Genomic DNA, 18,329 nt, shown 5'->3' with positions numbered 1-18,329 from the left:
GACGTGGCGGCGCCTTCCGTCGAGCAAGCTGTCCGGCTGCAGCTGGACATGGCGCACCTGGTCGAGCGGACGGCGCCGGACGGCTTCGCGCCGAAGGTCGCGGCCGGGCTGGATGTGGCGTACGCGCCGGACTCGGACCGGATCGTCGCGGCCGCGGTGTGTGTCGACATGACGACACTGGCGATTGTGGACAGCGCGGTGCACGAGGCCGTGGCCGACTTCCCTTACGTCCCTGGGCTGTTCGCCTTTCGCGAGTTGCCCGCGTTGCTTCCGGCGCTGGCGAAGCTCCGCACCAGGCCGGACGTCCTGGTCTGCGACGGGCAAGGGCTGGCGCATCCGCGCAGGTTCGGGCTCGCCTGCCACGTCGGGGTGGAGACGGGTCTGCCGTCGATCGGTGTGGGCAAACAGGCGCTCGGCGAGTACGAGGCGCCGGGGCCGCAGCGCGGCGACTGGGAACCGTTGGTGGACAACGGCGAAACCGTCGGGCGGGCGGTGCGCACCCAGGACGGCGTCAAGCCGGTGTTCGTGTCCGTCGGGCACCGGATCGACCTCGGCACCGCGTGCGACCTGGTTCTCCGGCTCAGCGCGAGATACCGGCTGCCCGAGACCACCCGGGCAGCCGATCACCTCGGCCGCGAAGCGCTAGCGGGTCGCGTGGGCGTGCAGAACCTCGGCGACTGAGGTGGTCACGCGTGCGGCTTGGCCGAGGTGCAGCCACTCGTCGGGCACGTGGATGTTGCTGTCCGAGCCGACGGCGCCGGTCACCAGGAACTGGGCCGACGGGTAGGTCGTGGCCAGCAGGTTCATGAACGGGATCGAACCGCCGAGACCCACGGTGCCCCACGGCGCGTCGAACACCGTCGAGCTCACGTCGTCCAATGTGGTCCGCAGCCACGGCGCCAGCTCCGGCGCGTCCCAGCCGTAGGCCACCTCGGAGCGGGTCAGCTCGACTTGCGCACCGTAGGGGACATCCGTCGTCAGCGCCTGCGTCAACTGCTCGAGGGCCGCGGCCGAGTCCGCGGTCGGCGGCAGGCGGAAGCTCAGCGACAGCGTCGTGTACGGCCGCAGCACGTTGCCCGCGTCGTACGGTTCCGGCATGCCCGAGGCGCCGATGACCGACAGCGTCGGGCGCCAGCTGTTGTTCAGCAGCAACTCCAGGCCGTCGTCGGTGACCGGGCGGGTGCCCCCGGCGAGCGGGAACGACGTGCCGACCTTGCCCGCCGCGGCGTCCGCACTGACCTTGGCCTCCTCGACGCGGTGCGGCGGGATCTCGACGTTCATCGCCGACAGCGGGATGTCTCCGGTCGCCGAGTCCTCCACGCGGTCGAGCAGGGTCCGCATGATCCGGAACGAGCTCGGCACGATCCCGCCCGCCAGGCCCGAGTGCGCACCGGCGTCGAGCACGCGCACGGTGACATCCGCCGAGACCATGCCCCGCAGCGAGGTGGTCAGCCACAGCCGCGAGTAGTCGCTACCGCCCGAATCCAGGCATACCACCAGAGTCACGTCACCAAGGCGGTCGCGCAGGTGCTCGAGGTACGGCGCCAGGTGGGGGCTGCCTGACTCCTCGCTCGTCTCCAGCAGGATCACGCACCGCGCGTGGGAACCGCCGCCGGCGCGTACGGCCTCAAGGGCGGCCGTCGCGGCGTAAGCCGAGTAACCGTCGTCGGCTGCACCACGCCCATACAGCCGTCCGTCGCGCAGAACCGGCGTCCACGGACCGAGCCCCTCGCTCCAGCCGCCGACTGGCGGCTGCTTGTCCAGGTGCCCGTAGAGCAGGACCGTGCCCGCGTCCTCCGCACCCGGGGTCGCTGGGACGTCCACCATCACCAGCGGCGTCAGGCCTTCCAGCCGCACAGTCTCCACCGTCGCGCCGGGCAGGTCGCGCGCGGTGATCCACTTGCTGACGTGCGTGACCGCGTCGTCCAGGTGCCCCGTCGTCGCCCAGTCCGGGTCGAACGCGGGCGACAGGGCGGGAATCGTGACCAGCTCGGACAAACTGGGCAGGATCTCCGCATCCCAGAGCCGGCTGACGGTCGAGTTCAGGGTGTTGTGCTCCACGTCCCGATCCTGCCACGGCCAGAGCGGTGGTCCAGATCACATCGGCGGGATCCGATGTCGTCCGGAAGGCGCACGACGAAAGGACCGAACGTGCTCTGGCGTGCGCGGCGGATGGGCTCGCTAGGCAGCCCGATCATCGGTGATCCTACGATTGTGCCTGCTCAGGACGATTTCGAGACGATTGCGGGCACGTGCCGGGCTCACCAGATCGAGGGCGGGCGTGCCAGGATGGATGTGACAGCCGTCAACGCCGACCGCCGCTGTCCGCCTCCCAACCTGAGGTGGTGGCAGGCGACCGGAGTGGCCGCCAGGTGCCGTCACGAGCGATGCCGTGGCCTCGAACGCGAGGAGTAAGCCGCATGTCGTCCCCAGAACAGTGGACGCACCCGGAGCCGGGAGGCGGTCCAGCCGCAACCGCGGCGAAACCGACCCCAGAACAGGTGATCGCGGGTTTGCGTGCGACCAACGAAGGTGGCGCGGAGCTGGTCGAGCTCCTGACGCCGGAGGGTGAGCGAGTAGCGAACCCCGAGTTCGACAAGTACGTCGACGACATCGGTGCCGAACAACTGCGGGGCCTGTACCGCGACATGGTTCTCGTTCGCCGCGCCGACCGTGAGGGCAACGCCCTGCAGCGCCAGGGGCAGTTGGGCATCTGGGTCCCGCTGCTCGGCCAGGAAGCCGCGCAGATCGGCGCGGGCCGTGCGCTCAAGCCGCAGGACATGGCGTTCCCGAGCTACCGCGAGCACGGCGTCGCCTGGTGCCGCGGCATCAAGCCGGAGCAGATCCTCGCCACGTTCCGGGGCACGCAGCACTCCGAGTGGGACCCGGTGGAACACCGGTTCCACCCGTACACGATCGTGATCGGCAACCAGGTCGTGAACGCGGCCGGGTACGCGATGGGTCAGCGGTTCGACGGCAAGGTCGGCCATGAGCCGGACGCCGAGGCCACCATGGTCTTCTTCGGCGACGGCGCCACCAGCCAGGGCGACGTGCACGAGGGTTTCGTGTGGGCCGCCGTGTACGACGCGCCTGTCGTCTTCTACTGCCAGAACAACCAATGGGCGATCTCCGAACCGACCGAGCGGCAGAGCAGGCTCCCGCTGTACCAGCGCGCCCGCGGCTACGGCTTCCCCGGCATCCGCGTTGACGGCAACGACGTGCTGGCCTGCCTCGCGGTGTCCCGCTGGGCGTTGGAGGAGTGCCGCACGGGCAACGGCCCGGTGCTGATCGAGGCGTTCACCTACCGGATGGACGCGCACACCACGTCCGACGACCCCACCCGCTACCGGCTGTCGGACGAGTTGGAGGCGTGGAAGCTCAAGGACCCGATCGAGCGCGTCCGGGTGCACCTGGTGCGCAACGGCATGGCCGAGCCGGAGTTCTTCGAAGAGGTGCAGGTCGAGGCCGACCAGTTGGCCTCCGAACTGCGCGCGTACTGCTTCAACATGCCGGATCCCCCGGCCGAACGGATCTTCTCGAAGGTCTACGCGGGTGGGAACCCGTTGCTGGACAAGCAGCGCGACGAGTACATGGACTACCTGGCCGGTTTCGAGGGAGGTGCGCACTGATGGCGGCACCAGTGATGGACAAGCAGACGGCAGTGCCCGCGGCGCCCACGAAGCTGACCATGGGCAAGGCGATCAACATGGGTCTGCGCGCCGCGATGGAGCGCGACCCGAAGGTCCTGGTGATGGGCGAGGACGTCGGCAAGATGGGCGGCGTCTACCGAATCACCGACGGGCTGCAGAAGGACTTCGGCGAGCACCGGGTGCTGGACACCCCGCTGGCCGAGTCGGGCATCGTCGGCACCGCGGTCGGCCTCGCCGTGCGCGGGTTCCGGCCGGTGTGCGAGATCCAGTTCGAGGGCTTCATCTTCCCCGCGTTCGACCAGATCTCCAGCCAGGTGGCCAAGCTGCACTACCGGACGCAGGGCATGCTCAAGCTGCCGCTGGTGATCCGCGTTCCGTTCGGCGGCGGTGTCGGTGCGGTCGAGCACCACTCCGAGTCACCGGAGTCGTACTTCGCGCACATGCCCGGGATCAAGGTCGTGTCCTGCGCGAACCCGGTGGACGCGTACTGGATGATCCAGCAGGCGATCGACTCCGACGACCCGGTGATCTTCTTCGAGCCGAAGCGGCGCTACCACGAGAAAGCCGAGATCGACACGGAAGCGACGCCGTACCCGCTGTTCAAGTCGCGTGTGGTGCGACCGGGCACGACCGCGACCCTCGCGACGTACGGGCCGCTCGTGAAGACCTGTCTGGACGCGGCGACCGCCGCCGCGGAGAGCGGGCAGGACCTCGAGGTGATCGACCTGCGCACGTTGTCCCCGCTTGACCTGGACCCGGTGTTCGAGTCGGTGCGCCGCACCGGGCACCTCGTCGTGGCCAGCGAGGCGCCGGGTGAGGTGTCGATCGCGTCCGAGATCGCCGACCGGGTGCAGCGCGAGTGCTTCTACTCGCTGGAGGCGCCGGTGCTGAAGGTGACCGGGTTCGACACGCCGTACCCGCCGTCGAAGGTCGAAGAGGAGTACCTCCCCGACCTCGACCGCGTGCTCGATGCCGTCGACCGTTCGCTGGCGTGGTGACCCGTGCCTGACTTCAAGCACTTCCCCCTTCCCGACGTCGGCGAAGGTCTCGTCGAGGCCGAGATCCTCACCTGGCACGTCCAGGTGGGGTCGAAGGTCAAGGTCAACGACATCTTCGTGGAGATCGAGACGTCCAAGGCGGCCGTCGAACTGCCCGCGCCCTACGAGGGCGTGGTGGCCGAACTGCTGGCCCAGCCGGGCGAGACGGTCGCGGTCGGCACGCCGTTCATCGTGTTCGACGTCGACCCCGACGGCGCCCCGAAGTCCACTCCGGACGCATCGGGCGGGGGCGGGACCAAGATCGGCGAGGAGAGCGCGGACGGCCGGATCCAGAGCCTGGTCGGCTACGGACCGAAGACCGGTGCCGCGAAACGCCGGGCCCGCAAGGGATCCGCTCCGGCTCCGGCTGCTCCGGTCGTCGTCGAACCAGAGCCGGAGCCCGTGGCGCTGCCCGGCGGGTACGTGCCGCTGGCCAAGCCGCCGGTGCGCAAGCTGGCCAAGGACCTCGGCGTCGACCTGCGGGCACTGGCTGTCGCTGGCCAGGTCATCACGCGGGACGACGTCGAACGCGCGGCAGCGCCCGCTGCTGCGCAGGCGCCTGCCGTGGTGTCCTCGGGTGAACGGGAACGCCGTGTCCCGGTTCGCGGTGTCCGCAAGGCCACGGCGAAGGCCATGGTGGACAGTGCGTTCACCGCGCCGCACGTCACCGAGTTCATGACCGTCGACGTCACGCCGATGATGGAACTGCGGGCGAAGCTCAAGAACCACCCGCAGTTCCGTGGCGTGAAGCTGACGCCGCTGGTGTTCGCGGCGAAGGCCGTGCTGCTGGCGATGAAGCGGACGCCGGACATCAACGCCGTGTGGGCGGGCGACGAGATCGTCTACAAGTCGTACGTGCACCTGGGGATCGCCGCGGCCACCCCGCGTGGCCTGGTCGTGCCCAAGGTCCACGACGCGGACCAGCTGTCGATGCGGGAACTGGCCGAGGCGCTCGAAGCGCTGACCGTCAAGGCCCGCGACGGCAAGACCACCCCGGCGGAGATGGCGAACGGCACGTTCACCATCACCAACATCGGGGTGTTCGGTGTGGACACCGGGACACCGATCATCAACCCCGGCGAGTCCGCGATCCTGGCGCTCGGCACGATCCGCGACATGCCGTGGGTGGTCGACGGCCAGGTGGTGCCGCGCAAGATCTGCCAGCTGTCGCTGAGCTTCGACCACCGGGTGATCGACGGTCAGCAGGGTTCCGAGTTCCTCGCGGACGTGGGTGCCCTCCTCGCCGACCCGAGCATCGCGATCACGTACTAGCTGTTCGGGTCCCGGCCGGTGAGGCCGAGGATCCGGTCCAGTAGCGGGGCGTCTGCGGGTACGGGCACTTCCGGCCCGTAGACGCCCATGTCGCGGCCCCATTCCACGTTCGCGACGAGTTCATGGTGGACGTAGTCGAGCAGGTCGGCGTCGAACTCCAGCCGCTGGCCGGTGGCCCTGGCCAGGTCGGTGCCGTGGATGAGGACCTCACCGGTCACCATGCCGCCGACCAGCGCCGCGGGCAGTTCGGTCGGCCCGCCCATGTGCGTGGTGCCGTCCCAGGCGTCCGGCTCGCTCCAGGACGCGGTGAGCTTCTCGAGGTTCGAGACCAGCTTGTCCTGCCAGTCGTCCGGGATGTCGGTCTCGTCTTCCGGGGTGACGGGTGGTGGCACGAGTTCCTTGCGCGCGGCGCCTTCCAGTGACGGCCCCCAGTACAGCAGGTGGTTGAGCAGCTTGCGGACGTCGTAGTCGCTGCACGGCGTCGCCGCGCCGAGTTGGTCCGGCTTGATCCCGTTGACGACGTCGATCACGGGCCCGGTGGCGTGCTTGATCAGCTGGTTCCCTGACATGCGCGCAACAGTAGGGTGGTCGGCGGGGCGTGTATTGAACAAAGGCGACGGATGCGACGGGACCCGCGTGAACTGGCCTGGCGGAAGTTCCAGAGCCACGAGTTCGCCGCGCCCGCACCGGACCTGGCGCCGTACGTGGCCCGGTACTGGATGGTCGAGTGGGACTACGCGGAGCCGTACCGCCAGCTGATCGTGCCGTACCCGAACGTGCACCTGACGTTCCACGAGGACACCGCCAACGTCAACGGCGTCTCCAGTGGACACGTGTTCCAGGAACTCGACGGCCGCAAGAAGGTCTTCGGCATCGCGTTCCGGCCGGGGGTGTTCCGGCCGTTCCTCGGCCGCGCGGTCACCACCATCACCGACCGCGTCATCCCGGCAGCCGAGGTTTTCCATGGCACTCCGGCGAAGTACGCGATCGGTGAGGTGGAGGACTTCCTGCGGGCGAATCTGCCCGAGCCGGACCCGAAGGCCGAACTGGCGGCGCGGATCGTCGAGGAGATCACGGCCACGCCTGAGATCGTGCGGGTCGACGAACTGGCGGCGGAGTTCGACACGACCGTGCGCCAGCTGCAGCGGTTGTTCGCCGAACACGTCGGCGTCGGGCCGAAATGGGTGATCCGCCGCTACCGGCTGCACGAGGTGACCGAGCGGATGGCCAAGGGCGACGCGATCGACTGGGCCGGGCTCGCCGCCGATCTCGGCTACGCCGACCAGGCCCACTTCACCAGGGACTTCACCAGGATGTTCGGCGAGACGCCGACGCGCTACGCGCAGCGCTACTGAGCATCGTCAAGCAGGGCAACGTGTTCCGGCGACAGCTCCAGGTCGAACGAACGCGCGTACGCCTCGTAGTGCGCCCAGGTCCGTGGTCCGACGATCGGCGCGACCTGGTTCGACACCTGCAACAACCAGGCCAGCACGACTTGGCTGTTGGTCACGCCCAGCTCCCGCGCGACCTTGCCGAGAGCCGCCAGCTTCGCGTCGGCTTCCGGGCTGTCGTACTGCTTGTAGATCGACTTGCTCCTCCCCCCTTCTTCATAGGAACCCTGGAGGATCGGCGCGTACGCGGCCAACGTGACGTCCGGGTTGTGCTCCAGCCACGCCAGCATGTCGGCGGCCGCGACATTGCGACGGCTGCGCACCGGTTCGAGGTACGTCAACTGCTGCTGCGCGACGATCGGCACGGCCCAGCCGTTGGCGCGGGCCAGCGCGCGGATCCGCTCCAACCGCCAGGTCCAGACGTTGCTCCAGCCGATGTAGCGGACCTTGCCCGCCCGCACGATCTCGTCCAGCGCCTGCAGCGTCTCCTCCAGCGGAGTCGCCATGTCGTCGACGTGGATGTAGTAGAGGTCGACGTGGTCGGTCTTGAGCCTGCGGAGGCTGTCGTCGATGCCACGCCGGATCACGTCGGCGCCCGCGCCGACGAAGTACGGCTCGGCGTTGCCGGTTTCGCGTGCCGCCGCGTAGTCGGTGATCATCGCCGACACCTTGGTGGCGAGGAAGACCTTGTCGCGCCTGCCTTTCAGCAGTTCGCCGAGGATCTGCTCGCTCTCGCCGCCTTCGCTCGTGTCCGAGTTCCACCACGAGTAGCAGTCGGCGGTGTCCAGGAAGTCGCCGCCCGCGTCGAGGTAGGCGTCCAGGATGCGGCCGGACGTCGGCTTGTCCGCGAGCGTGCCCATGGCCATGCAGCCGAGCGCGACCTGGCTGACGGTCTGTTCTCCCAGTTGAACTCTCTTCATGCGACCCAACCTAGAACCGATCGGTCCGGTACTACAGTCCACTTCCGTGAGTAGATCGCAGACCAATTTGGGGTGGGACGTCCTGCTGGACGTGTCCGGCCCCGGGGCGGACCAGCTCGCCCGCGCGTTGCGCGGCGCGATCCGGGACGGGGTTCTGCGCAAGGGCGCGACGCTGCCACCGAGCCGCAGGCTGGCGGGGGATCTGCAGTGCTCGCGGTGGGTGGTCACGCAGGCGTACGCGCAGCTGGTCGCCGAGGGCTACCTGGAGGCCCGTGCCGGTTCGGCCACCCGCGTGCACTGTTGGGCGGACGAGGTCTGGCGTCCCGTGCCACCGAAGCCCGCCCCTGTCCCGCCGCGTCACGACCTCGCACCCGGTCTGCCGGACCTGCGCGCGTTTCCACGTAAGCGCTGGGCGGACGCGGTCCGCGACGCGCTGTCGGCGGCGCCGCACACCGATCTGGGCTTGCCGACCGCAGGCGGTCATCCCCGATTGCGCACAGTGCTGGCCGAGTTCCTGCACCGAACCCGTGGCGCGGTCACCAACGACGTACTCGTCTCGTCCGGGGTCTGCCACGGCGTGACACTCGTCGGCCGCGCTTTGCACGCCGAGGGCATCACGCGCATCGCGGTGGAGGAACCGGGCTGGACGAAGGTCTGGCGCGCTGCCGAGGAAGCCGGGCTGGAGATCGTCCCCGTGCCCGTCGACCCGGGCGGCCTGCGCGTTTCCGACATCCCAGCAGGGGTGCGCGCGGTGGTCGTGACGCCCGCGCACCAGTTCCCGTCCGGTGTCGTGCTCTCACCGGAGCGGCGGGCGGCGTTGTTGTCGTGGGCGCGGGACGTCGACGGGGTGATCCTGGAGGACGACTACGACGCCGACTTCCGCTACGACCGCAAGCCGGTCGGCACCGTGCAGGGCATGGATCCCCGGCGGGTCTTCCTGTTCGGCTCGGTCAGCAAGACGCTGAGCCCGGCGCTCGGCATCGGCTGGTACGTAGTCCCACCACAGTGGACCGAAAGGGTGCCGAAGGCGGCGCCGTCGGTCGTGAACCAGTTGGCACTGGCCACTTTCATCGAGCAGGGCTCGTACCACCGGTACCTGCGGGCGGCAAGACTGCGCTACCGCGCCAGGCGCGACGCCCTGCTGGAATCGCTCGACCCGTTGACCGTCTCCGGCGCGGCGGCGGGCCTGCACCTGGTGTTGCCATTGGACACCGACGCGTCCGAAGTGGTCGACCACGCGGCGGCCCAGGGGCTGAAGCTGGTCAGCATGGACGCGTACCGCACCCGTCCCGGCGATCCGGCGCTCGTGCTGGGCTACGGCAACCTGGCGGACAGCTCGGTGACCGACGCGGTCGCCGTGCTCAAGGACTCGATAGGTCGAAGTGGTTCGGGAAGTTAGCGACGCAGGGGATGTCCCCCTTGACCTTCACCCGCCCACGCAGGAACAGCAGCGGCGCGGACGCGTTGCCGGTCGCGACCTTCAGGAAGTCCGTCGGGACGATGGTGACAGTCGCACGGGGATCGCGGTCCTGCACGATTCCCGAGACGCACTGTCCATTCTCGATGACGGTCTGGTAGCGGTCGTAGCCACCGGCTTCGCAGCCGCCGGTGAACCGCCAGTGCAGCACCAGGTTCGGCGCGCCGGGTTTGAGGTGCCTGCCCATCCGCCCGAACAGCTCGGCCAGCACGACCGAACGCAGTTCGGTGTGTTCCATCAGGGCGTCGAGCTGCGCGGCCGACGCCTGCTCGATGATCCGGACGAACGTGCTGGTGCTCAACCCGGCGAGTTCGATGCCGGTACCGGCCCTGCCGAGCATGTCCATCGTCTCGATGAGACGGACGAACTGGCCGGGGTCGAGTTTCTCGAGGTCGATCGACCGGGCGAACTCGTCGAACGCACCCAGCTTCGGCTCGTCCGCCAGCCGGTGCCAGGTCCTCAAGGCTTCGGCAGGTCGAACATGCTGAGCATGCCCGCGGCGAACGGCAGGTCACCCCGCAGCTTGAGCTTGCCCGTCATGAACAGCACAGGAGCCGACGCGTTCGACGTGATCAGGCGCAGGAAGTCCTGCGGCGGCATGGTGATCGTGACCCGGCTGGAGTTCGCCATGTCCTGGTTGACCGTGCAGGCGCCGTCCGCGATGACGGTCTCGTAGCGGTCGTAGCCGCCTTCGCCGCTGCCCCCGGAGAACCGCCAGTGCACGACAGCGTTGACGTCGCGTGCCTTCTCCTTGCGCAGGTGCGTGGTCATCCGGCGGAAGATCTCGCCGAGGATCAACGCACGCAGCTCGGGACGCGACAGCACCTCGTCGAGCTGGCTCTTCGACGCGCCCGAGATGAGCCGGGCGAAGGTCCGCGGGCCCATCCTGGCGATGTCGACGCTCCCGCCGGACAGCCGTTGCAGGCCGGAGATCAGCCGGACGAACTCGTCGCCCTTGAGCCTCGCCGGGTCGATCAGCCGCGCGACCTCGTCGATGTCGATGTCGCCGAGGCCCTCGGTCGTGGGTTCCAACTGGTCGATCAGCGCGATCAGCTCACTGGGGCTGAGCCGGCTGATGGCCTCAACACTGAGGTCGGGCATGAACGCCTCCTCGTTACCTACTCCGGAGTAAGAATACGGTCGGGTAGATACGATGGCAATCTGTCGTACGAGACGCGGAGGGGTGGATGCGGTGAGCGTGGAGGACAGGCGTGTCAAACGGCTACCACGGGAAGTCCGGGAGAAGCAGATCCTGGACGCGGCCGTCCGCGTGTTCTCCGAGCACGGGTACCACGAGGCCTCGATGGACGAGGTCTCCGAGGTCGCGGGCGTGTCCAAACCGATGATCTACGCCTACCTCGGCTCGAAGGAAGACCTGTTCGCGGCGTGCATCAGGCGCGAGGCGGGCCTGCTGCTCGAAGCGATCGTGGCAGGCGTGGACGCGACCGTGGCCCCGGACATGCAGCTGTGGATGGGTTTGAAAGCCTTCTTCGAGTTCGTGGGCGGCAACAAGCAAAGCTGGCGGGTGCTCCACCGCCAGGTGATCTCACAGGGCGGCCCGTTCAGCGACGAAGTACTGGCGATGCGCTCAAGGGCGATCACCCTGGTCGACGCGCTGCTGGTGGGAGTCGCCACCAAACGAGGCATGGACGAACACGCGCAGAAGAGCACGGAGGCGATGTCCGCGGCCCTCGTCGGCGCCAGCGAATCACTGGCGGACTGGTGGCTCGACCACCCGGCAGTGCCGACGAGGACAGTGGTGGCCTGGCTGATGAACCTGGTCTGGATGGGCTTCGGCGACCTGGTGGAAGGAAACACCTGGTCACCATCCGACCACTGATTCCCCAGCCTTCCCAAGCCCACCATCCCCATAACAGTCCCCCGCCCAACCCGGGGGGCGTCCCCGGCTCCAGTCTATCGGCAACAGGCCTGGTCAACGGGGTTACCGGTCAGTTGTGGACAACCAGATTCGCCGATGATCCCATGGGCGTGAAAGTACGGCCGTCAGCCGGTGATCCTGCCGCTGAGGTGGGGTTTGCCCGTGCGGGCGTTGAACAGCTCGAACCCCCACCCCTCGTCGGTGCGAACACCGGCGAAGCCGACCTTCGACGGCAGCATCACCGGTAGCTTGAACGACACGTCGACCGTGTACGCCTCCGGCAGCCGTCCTTCGAAAGCGGCGATGCTGCGGGCTTTCGTCCACATCCCGTGCGCGATCGCGCGGGGGAACCCGAACAGTTTGGCGGTCAGCGCGTGCAGGTGGATCGGGTTGCGGTCGCCGGAGACCTCGCCGTAACGGCGGCCTATATCGTCCGGGACGTACCACTCCGCCTGCGCCTTGGGGGCTTCGGTGGCTTTCTTCTCCCCGGACGAGCCGGAGCCCTTGCGACGCAAGTAGGTGCTGGTGCTGTGCCACACCAGTTCCTCGCCGAGGAGGGCTTCGGTGATCACGTCGAACTGCTTGCCCTTGGGATGGTCGCGCAGGTTCTCCACGTGCACACGCAACTGAGGCGCGTCGGTCACGAACAAAGGGCGCACCTGAGTGATGCGGTTGGCCGCGTGCACTGTGCCGACCAGCGGGAAGGGGAAGTCGCTGTCGGTCATCAGCTTGACCTGCAACGAGAAACCGAGGATGTGCGGGTACGTCACCGGCAGCTGGTCGGTGAGGCGGAAGCCGCAGACCTTGGCGTAGCGGGCCAGGTGTTCCTGGTCGATCGCCACCGTCGACCGGCTGTACACAGTGGACGGCAGAGAGCCGCCTCGCCTGCCGATGCCGGTGATGGCGGCTTTGCCGTACAGCGCCAGCAGGTTGGGCGGAGCGTCCAGTTCGTGGGTGTGCGTGATCGGCATGGGTCAGGCTCCGATCAGGCTCTGGCCGCAGACGCGTACCACGTTGCCGTTCACCCCGCCGGATGCCGGGCTGGCGTACCAGGCGATCGCCTCGGCGACGTCCACCGGCAGCCCGCCCTGGGACATGCTGTTCATCCGGCGACCGGCTTCCCTGATGAACAACGGCACCGCGGCGGTCATCTTCGTCTCGATGAAGCCGGGCGCGACCGCGTTGATCGTGCCGCCCTGCTCGGCCAGCAGTGGCGCGTAGGCGTTCACCATGCCGATCACGCCGGCCTTGCTGGTGCCGTAGTTGGTCTGGCCGACGTTGCCCGCGATGCCCGCGATCGACGAGACGCCGACGATCCGGCCGCCGGGCTTCAGCGTTCCCTCCAGCAGGACGTCGTTGATCCGCAACTGGCAGGCCAGGTTCACCGACAGCACCGAGTCCCATTGGGCGTCTGTCATGTTGGCGAGCGTCTTGTCACGGGTGATGCCCGCGTTGTGCACGACGATGTCGACGCCGCCGTGGCGTGTCTTGAAGTACTCGGCGAGCTGGGTGGGCGCTTCCGGCGCGGTGATGTCGAGTTGCAGTGCCGAGCCGCCGACGCGGTTGGCCACCTTGGAGAGCTCTTCGCCCTGTGCGGGGATGTCCAGGACGACGACGTGGGCGCCGTCGCGGGCGAGCACGTCGGCGATGGACGCGCCGATGCCGCGTGACGCGCCGGTGACCAGTGCGACCTTGCCTTCCAACGGCGTGAGCCAGTTCTCCGGGCGGGTGACCGTGCCCTCGCCGATCCGGATCACCTGGCCGTCGACGTAGGTGGACTTGGCCGACAGCAGGAACCGCAGGGTCGACTCGATGTTGTCCTCGGCTCCGGGTGCGACGTACACCAACTGCGCGGTGGCGCCGCGCTTGAGTTCCTTGCCGACCGAGCGCGTGAAGCCTTCGAGCGCGCGCTGCGGGATCGACTCCTTCGAGCCGTCCGGCGTTGTGCCGAGAACCACGACGCGTCCGGACGGGGCAATACCCCGGATGCGCGCGTGGAAGAAGTCGTAAAGCTCACGCAGCCGCTCGGGGCTGTCGATGCCGGTCGCGTCGAACACCAAAGCGCCTGGTCGATCGGCCGTGTCGATGACGTCGACGCCGGACTGGGCGAGGGTCTTGCGGATCTGCTCTTCGAGGCGGCCACCCTTGGCCGACCCGACAACCGCTGGTCCGGGCAGTGCGGGCTGTCCGGCCCGATACCGCAGCAACGGTGCCGGATTGGGCAGTCCTAGCCGTTTGACCAGGAGTTTTCCTGGTCCCGAACGAGCGAATCGGCTGTAGCCATCGGTCATCGTGACGCCTCCCTACTCGCGGTAATACTACTTGTGAGTAGGTTAAGATGGCCAGTACGACCTATGTGGGAGGACGAGATGGCGCCACGAGGCTTGAAGCGGGTCGCGATCATCGGCGGTAACCGGATCCCGTTCGCCCGGTCGAACGGCCCTTACGCCACCGCTTCGAACCAGGACATGTTCACCGCGGCACTCGACGGACTCGTCAGCCGCTTCTCACTGCAAGGCGAACGGCTGGGCGAAGTCGCCGCGGGCGCGGTGCTCAAGCACAGCCGCGACTTCAACCTGGCACGTGAGTCCGTGCTCGGCTCACGGCTTTCCCCGGAAACCCCGGCGTACGACATCCAGCAGGCGTGCGGCACCGGCCTGCAGGCGATCATCCAGGTGGCGAACAAGATCGCACTCGGTCAGATCGACGCGGGCGTCGCGGGCGGCGTGGACACCACCAGCGACGCGCCGATCGGTGTGCACGAGGACCTGCGCGCGATCCTGCTGCGGCTCAACCGGACCAAGTCGCTCGGCGGGCGGCTGCGGCTGCTGGCCAAGCTGCGGCCCGGCCACATCATCCCGGACATCCCGCGCAACGCCGAGCCGCGCACCGGGCTGTCGATGGGTGACCACGCCGCGATCACGGCGAAGGAGTGGGGAATCGAACGAGCCGCCCAGGACGAACTGGCCGCCGCGAGCCACCACCACCTGGCCGCGGCCTACGAGCGCGGCTTCTTCGACGACCTGATCACGCCTTACTTGGGCCTGCAGCGTGACCAGAACCTCCGGGCCGATTCGTCGGTGGAGAAGCTCGCGAAGCTCAAGCCGGTGTTCGGCGGCTCCGACGGCACGATGACCGCGGGCAACTCGACTCCGCTGACCGATGGCGCTTCCACGGTTCTGCTGGCCACGGACCAGTGGGCGAAGGCGCGGCGGTTGCCGGTGCTGGCGTACCTGACCTTCACCGAGACCGCGGCCGTCGACTACGTGCACGGCGGCGAGGGCCTGCTGATGGCTCCGGCGTACGCCGTGCCGCGGATGCTGGCCCGTGCCGGGATTTCGTTGCAGGACTTCGACTTCTACGAGATCCACGAGGCGTTCGCCTCGCAGGTGCTCGCCACGCTCAAGGCGTGGGAGGACTCGACGTTCACCAAGGAGAAGCTCGGCCTCGACGAACCGCTCGGCTCGATCGACCGGAGCAAGCTCAACGTCAACGGCTCGTCGCTGGCCGCCGGGCACCCGTTCGCCGCGACCGGCGGCCGGATCGTCGCCACCCTGGCCAAGCTGCTGAACGAGCGCGGCTCCGGCCGCGGGCTGATCTCGATCTGCGCGGCGGGCGGCCAGGGCGTCACCGCCATCGTCGAGAAGTGAGTAGCGGCGTCTACGGCTTTCTAGTTCCAAGGCTAGAAAGCCGTAGACGTCCCGATGGACGACACGCCGTACCGATGTATCCGGGAATATCGGATCGACGCTAGACAGGCCGATACCTTCCGATGATGGACCCGGTACGCAACCCGTTCGCTCCCGGCGCGGGCCAGCGCCCGCCCGAGCTCGCCGGTCGGGACAAGGAAGTCGCCGCCTTCGAGGTCGTGCTGGAACGCATCGCACGCGGGCGGCCGGAGCGCAGCCTTGTCCTGACCGGCCTGCGGGGTGTCGGCAAGACCGTGCTGCTCGGCGAACTCCGGTCGATGGCGCTCAAACGCGGCTGGGGCGCGGGCAAGATCGAAGCACGCCCCGACGCGGATCTGCGCAGGCCGCTGTCCGCCGCCCTGCACCGCGCCGTACGGGATCTGGCCGTGCGGCACCGCGCGCCGGATCGCGTCGAACACGTCCTCGGCGTGCTGAAAGCGTTTGCGCTGCGGGCCGCGCCGGAGGGCGCCAAGCTGCGGGACCGCTGGCAACCCGGTATCGACGTGCCCGCGGCCAACGGACGGGCGGACTCCGGCGACATCGAGATCGACCTGGTCGAGTTGTTCACCGACGTCGCCGAACTCGCGCAGGACGTGGGAACCGGGGTCGCGCTGCTGATCGACGAGATGCAGGACCTGCTGCCCGATGACGTGTCCGCGATGTGCGCCGCCTGCCACGAGCTGTCGCAGAACCAGGCGCCGCTCGTGGTCGTCGGGGCGGGGCTGCCGCACCTGCCCGCGGTGTTGTCGGCGAGCAAGTCTTACTCGGAAAGGCTGTTCCGGTACGTCCGGATCGACCGGCTCGACCAGGAGGATGCCCACCAGGCGATCCTCGCGCCGGTCACCCGTGAGGACGCGGACATCACCTCGGACGCGTTGGACGCCTTGTTCGAGGCGTCCGGCGGTTATCCGTACTTCATCCAGGCGTACGGCAAGGCGGCGTGGGACGCCGCGCCCAGCGATCCGATCACGGCCGAGGACGTGCAGGTGGCGGCGCCGGAGGCGGAGACGGAACTGGCCGTCGGGTTCTTCGGCTCACGCTACGAACGCGCGACGCCCGCCGAGCGGGAGTACCTGCGGGCGATAGCCGAGCTGACCGAGGGGCGCGACGAGGGCGTCAGCACCACGGACATCGCTGTCTTCCTGGGGCGCAAGCCGTCGTCGCTGTCGCCCGCACGGGACAGCTTGATCAAGAAGGGCCTCGTGTACTCCGCCGAACGGGGCCGGATCGCGTTCACCGTGCCGCACTTCGGACGCTTCCTGTTGGGCCGCGAGGAGTGACGTCTAACGAACTCTAGTCCGCCAGGTAGACGGCGGGATAAGACGACATGTCCGGCCGAGCACCCTCTTTGACCAACGAATCGTCGGCGTGTGCGTCATATCACCGGACAATCGGGTGCATTCTCGGGCGCGAGCGCGCATAATAGGTACAGAACCACCGAGACACAAGCCAAGGGGTGCAGTACCTGTGAACATCGCCGCCAAGATTCGTGCCCGCCGCGCCGAGGCCCGTACCCGGCGAGCAGTCAACCGTGCGATCGACAGTGCCGCGACGCCCGCGATGCGTCACGAGCTGATCATGATCGCGCAGCACCAGCAGGCCAACCACCTTCGCTGACCCAGGGTCGGGCCAGCACGCAGAGTGGTTGAGCCATCCACCAACAGCTGAATAAGTACACTCGAAAGAGTGAGCTGGAACACATCCGGGAAGTCGGTAACGACTTGGTACAGACCGGCGATGTTCCCAGTGACCCCGAGATGCTGGCGGACCCCCGACCTGGCAGCATCCCGGGGTCTTCCACTGTCTCGGGCCGGTGGTCCGGCCCGGCGGCCCGGGCGGTCGCCAGCCGGTCACGAACCGGGTAGACGTTCCCTCGTTGGTGTGTCCCGCGTGGGGATGACCGTTCTCGCGCTGGACGTCGGTGGAACCAAGATCGCGGCCGGAGCCGTTGTCGACCACACAACCAAGGGTTGACGGCCCGATATATTTGACTGCGTCAAAGAGTTCTTTGAGGTGGTCCAATGATCCCGGACGAACGCGTCCAGTCCATCCGTGAGTTCAACCGCTTCTACACGCGCGTACTCGGCGTGCTCGCCGAAGGCTTGAACGAAACGCCCTACTCGCTCACCGAGTCGCGCGTGCTCTACGAGTTGAGCCAACGCGAGCACACCGAGGTCACGACCTTGCGCCGGGATCTGGGCCTGGACGCCGGCTACCTGTCCCGGCTGCTGAGCCGGTTCGAGGCCGACGGCCTGGTCGACCGCGACAAGTCGGCGACCGACGGCAGGCGCCAGGTGGCCGGACTGACCGAGGTCGGCCGGACCACCATGAAGATGCTCAACGAGCGATCCGAGGCAGCGGTCCACCGGCTGCTCGATCCGCTCGGCGACAACGACCAGCGCGAACTCGTCACGGCCATGGACGTGATCCGCCGCCGTCTCGACGCGACCCATCGGGACAACACGGTTGTGCTGCGCCCACCCCGGCCGGGAGATCTCGGGTGGGTCGTCGAACGCAACGGCGCGCTCTACGCCCAGGAGCGCCAGTGGGGCAGGCCCTACGAAGCGGTCGTCGCGCGGATCATCGCCGACTTCGCGGCGAACCACGACCCGGAGTACGAAGCGGGCTGGATTGCGGAAATCAACGGGGAACGCGTCGGTAGCGTGTTCTGCACACGCAAGGACAACGTCACCGCGAAGTTGCGGTTACTACTGGTTGAACCAACTGCCCGCGGTATGGGCGTCGGCGGCCGATTGGTCGACGAGTGCCTGCGGTTCGCGACTTCGGTCGGCTACCGAACAATTCAACTGTGGACGATGAACGTGCTGACCTCGGCGCGACGGATATACCAGAGCCGGGGTTTCACGGTGGTCGAATCCGAGCGTCACGACGACTTCGCCCCAGGTCAGACCGCAGAAACTTGGAGCAAGGACCTTGACGACCGGTAGTCGAAAAAGCGCGGAACGCAATTGCACCCGCCGGGGTTGAACAAATCACACTCGAACGCAGCATCG

General features: G+C 68.1%; 18 protein-coding genes. 11 read left to right on the top strand and 7 right to left on the bottom strand.

Going from position 1 to position 18,329, the window contains the following annotated elements:
• Positions 1–3: 3 nt before the first annotated feature.
• Positions 4–681: an endonuclease V gene (locus ALI144C_RS43735; RefSeq protein ID WP_441297605.1), complete on the top strand. Its 678-nt coding sequence runs from the start codon at positions 4–6 to the stop codon at positions 679–681.
• Here the strand turns inward: ALI144C_RS43735 and ALI144C_RS43730 are convergent.
• Positions 643–2,061, bottom strand: coding sequence for a M20/M25/M40 family metallo-hydrolase (locus tag ALI144C_RS43730; protein ID WP_076993164.1), 1,419 nt, complete (start codon positions 2,059–2,061; stop codon positions 643–645). The genes ALI144C_RS43735 and ALI144C_RS43730 overlap by 39 nt on opposite strands.
• 359 nt (positions 2,062–2,420) lie before the next feature.
• Here ALI144C_RS43730 and pdhA point away from each other — a divergent pair, with 359 nt between their 5' ends.
• The 3 genes from pdhA to ALI144C_RS43710 are packed head-to-tail and all read left to right on the top strand — an operon-like array spanning position 2,421 to position 5,959.
• Entirely contained in the window at positions 2,421–3,629 is a 1,209-nt protein-coding gene (gene pdhA / locus ALI144C_RS43720) for a pyruvate dehydrogenase (acetyl-transferring) E1 component subunit alpha (protein ID WP_076993162.1), read from the top strand.
• Entirely contained in the window at positions 3,629–4,648 is a 1,020-nt protein-coding gene (locus ALI144C_RS43715) for an alpha-ketoacid dehydrogenase subunit beta (RefSeq protein WP_076993161.1), read from the top strand. Before pdhA ends, ALI144C_RS43715 begins: the two co-directional genes overlap by 1 nt.
• A gap of 3 nt (positions 4,649–4,651) precedes the next feature.
• Positions 4,652–5,959 carry a dihydrolipoamide acetyltransferase family protein gene (locus tag ALI144C_RS43710; RefSeq protein ID WP_076993160.1) on the top strand — a complete coding sequence of 436 codons (1,308 nt, stop codon included), beginning with the start codon at positions 4,652–4,654 and terminating at the stop codon, positions 5,957–5,959.
• Here the strand turns inward: ALI144C_RS43710 and ALI144C_RS43705 are convergent.
• Entirely contained in the window at positions 5,956–6,528 is a 573-nt protein-coding gene (locus tag ALI144C_RS43705) for a TIGR03086 family metal-binding protein (protein ID WP_083753913.1), read from the bottom strand. The genes ALI144C_RS43710 and ALI144C_RS43705 overlap by 4 nt on opposite strands.
• Before the next feature lie 51 nt (positions 6,529–6,579).
• Between ALI144C_RS43705 and ALI144C_RS43700 the strand changes: the two genes are divergently transcribed.
• Positions 6,580–7,314, top strand: coding sequence for a helix-turn-helix domain-containing protein (locus ALI144C_RS43700; RefSeq protein ID WP_143231217.1), 735 nt, complete (start codon positions 6,580–6,582; stop codon positions 7,312–7,314).
• On the opposite strand, the gene ALI144C_RS43695 is transcribed toward ALI144C_RS43700, so the two are convergent.
• Positions 7,308–8,270: an aldo/keto reductase gene (locus ALI144C_RS43695; protein ID WP_076993159.1), complete on the bottom strand. Its 963-nt coding sequence runs from the start codon at positions 8,268–8,270 to the stop codon at positions 7,308–7,310. The genes ALI144C_RS43700 and ALI144C_RS43695 overlap by 7 nt on opposite strands.
• Positions 8,271–8,316: 46 nt before the next feature.
• Here ALI144C_RS43695 and pdxR point away from each other — a divergent pair, with 46 nt between their 5' ends.
• Positions 8,317–9,669 carry a MocR-like pyridoxine biosynthesis transcription factor PdxR gene (pdxR, locus tag ALI144C_RS43690; protein ID WP_076993158.1) on the top strand — a complete coding sequence of 451 codons (1,353 nt, stop codon included), beginning with the start codon at positions 8,317–8,319 and terminating at the stop codon, positions 9,667–9,669.
• On the opposite strand, the gene ALI144C_RS43685 is transcribed toward pdxR, so the two are convergent.
• Together ALI144C_RS43685 and ALI144C_RS43680 are read right to left on the bottom strand one after the other, a co-directional pair.
• Positions 9,632–10,210, bottom strand: a complete 579-nt coding sequence (locus tag ALI144C_RS43685) for an SCP2 sterol-binding domain-containing protein (protein ID WP_237774602.1) — start codon at positions 10,208–10,210, stop codon at positions 9,632–9,634. The genes pdxR and ALI144C_RS43685 overlap by 38 nt on opposite strands.
• A complete protein-coding gene (locus tag ALI144C_RS43680; RefSeq protein WP_076993157.1) occupies positions 10,207–10,848 on the bottom strand; it encodes an SCP2 sterol-binding domain-containing protein in 642 nt (213 codons plus the stop codon). The genes ALI144C_RS43685 and ALI144C_RS43680 overlap by 4 nt, the downstream gene beginning before the upstream one ends.
• A gap of 91 nt (positions 10,849–10,939) precedes the next feature.
• On the opposite strand from ALI144C_RS43680, the gene ALI144C_RS43675 reads away from it, so the two are divergent.
• A complete protein-coding gene (locus ALI144C_RS43675; RefSeq protein WP_237774601.1) occupies positions 10,940–11,587 on the top strand; it encodes a TetR/AcrR family transcriptional regulator in 648 nt (215 codons plus the stop codon).
• 164 nt (positions 11,588–11,751) lie between these two features.
• Here ALI144C_RS43675 and ALI144C_RS43670 read toward each other — a convergent pair whose 3' ends face one another.
• Together ALI144C_RS43670 and ALI144C_RS43665 are read right to left on the bottom strand one after the other, a co-directional pair.
• Entirely contained in the window at positions 11,752–12,597 is an 846-nt protein-coding gene (locus ALI144C_RS43670) for a MaoC family dehydratase (RefSeq protein ID WP_076993155.1), read from the bottom strand.
• A 3-nt stretch (positions 12,598–12,600) separates the two neighbouring features.
• Positions 12,601–13,917, bottom strand: coding sequence for a 3-oxoacyl-ACP reductase (locus tag ALI144C_RS43665; protein WP_076993154.1), 1,317 nt, complete (start codon positions 13,915–13,917; stop codon positions 12,601–12,603).
• A 78-nt stretch (positions 13,918–13,995) separates the two neighbouring features.
• Here ALI144C_RS43665 and ALI144C_RS43660 point away from each other — a divergent pair, with 78 nt between their 5' ends.
• The 4 genes from ALI144C_RS43660 to ALI144C_RS43650 all read left to right on the top strand — a co-directional run bounded on the left by ALI144C_RS43660 (position 13,996) and on the right by ALI144C_RS43650 (position 18,263).
• Positions 13,996–15,276 (top strand): acetyl-CoA C-acetyltransferase, encoded by a 1,281-nt coding sequence (locus ALI144C_RS43660; protein WP_143231216.1) that lies wholly within the window; start codon positions 13,996–13,998, stop codon positions 15,274–15,276.
• Between the two features lie 125 nt (positions 15,277–15,401).
• Entirely contained in the window at positions 15,402–16,595 is a 1,194-nt protein-coding gene (locus tag ALI144C_RS43655) for an AAA family ATPase (protein WP_076993708.1), read from the top strand.
• A 187-nt stretch (positions 16,596–16,782) separates the two neighbouring features.
• Complete coding sequence (locus tag ALI144C_RS56060) at positions 16,783–16,932, top strand: hypothetical protein (RefSeq protein WP_168211503.1); 150 nt, start codon at positions 16,783–16,785, stop codon at positions 16,930–16,932.
• Positions 16,933–17,336: 404 nt separating this feature from the next.
• Positions 17,337–18,263, top strand: a complete 927-nt coding sequence (locus tag ALI144C_RS43650) for a bifunctional helix-turn-helix transcriptional regulator/GNAT family N-acetyltransferase (RefSeq protein WP_076993152.1) — start codon at positions 17,337–17,339, stop codon at positions 18,261–18,263.
• Positions 18,264–18,329 lie beyond the last annotated feature (66 nt).

This window comes from Actinosynnema sp. ALI-1.44, from assembly GCF_001984155.1.
Taxonomy (GTDB): Bacteria; Actinomycetota; Actinomycetes; order Mycobacteriales; family Pseudonocardiaceae; genus Kibdelosporangium.
Note: the sequence above shows the minus strand (reverse complement) of the source record. Positions and strands in the feature narration are given on the sequence as shown.

Coding starts and splice junctions, on each gene's coding strand:
- pdhA (WP_076993162.1), top strand. CDS start 2,421: ATGTCGTCCCCAGAACAGTGGACGCACCCGGAGCCGGGAGGCGGTCCA.
- ALI144C_RS43715 (WP_076993161.1), top strand. CDS start 3,629: ATGGCGGCACCAGTGATGGACAAGCAGACGGCAGTGCCCGCGGCGCCC.
- ALI144C_RS43705 (WP_083753913.1), bottom strand. CDS start 6,528: ATGTCAGGGAACCAGCTGATCAAGCACGCCACCGGGCCCGTGATCGAC.
- ALI144C_RS43700 (WP_143231217.1), top strand. CDS start 6,580: ATGCGACGGGACCCGCGTGAACTGGCCTGGCGGAAGTTCCAGAGCCAC.
- ALI144C_RS43695 (WP_076993159.1), bottom strand. CDS start 8,270: ATGAAGAGAGTTCAACTGGGAGAACAGACCGTCAGCCAGGTCGCGCTC.
- ALI144C_RS43680 (WP_076993157.1), bottom strand. CDS start 10,848: ATGCCCGACCTCAGTGTTGAGGCCATCAGCCGGCTCAGCCCCAGTGAG.
- ALI144C_RS43670 (WP_076993155.1), bottom strand. CDS start 12,597: ATGCCGATCACGCACACCCACGAACTGGACGCTCCGCCCAACCTGCTG.
- ALI144C_RS43665 (WP_076993154.1), bottom strand. CDS start 13,917: ATGACCGATGGCTACAGCCGATTCGCTCGTTCGGGACCAGGAAAACTC.
- ALI144C_RS43660 (WP_143231216.1), top strand. CDS start 13,996: ATGGCGCCACGAGGCTTGAAGCGGGTCGCGATCATCGGCGGTAACCGG.
- ALI144C_RS43655 (WP_076993708.1), top strand. CDS start 15,402: ATGGACCCGGTACGCAACCCGTTCGCTCCCGGCGCGGGCCAGCGCCCG.
- ALI144C_RS43650 (WP_076993152.1), top strand. CDS start 17,337: ATGATCCCGGACGAACGCGTCCAGTCCATCCGTGAGTTCAACCGCTTC.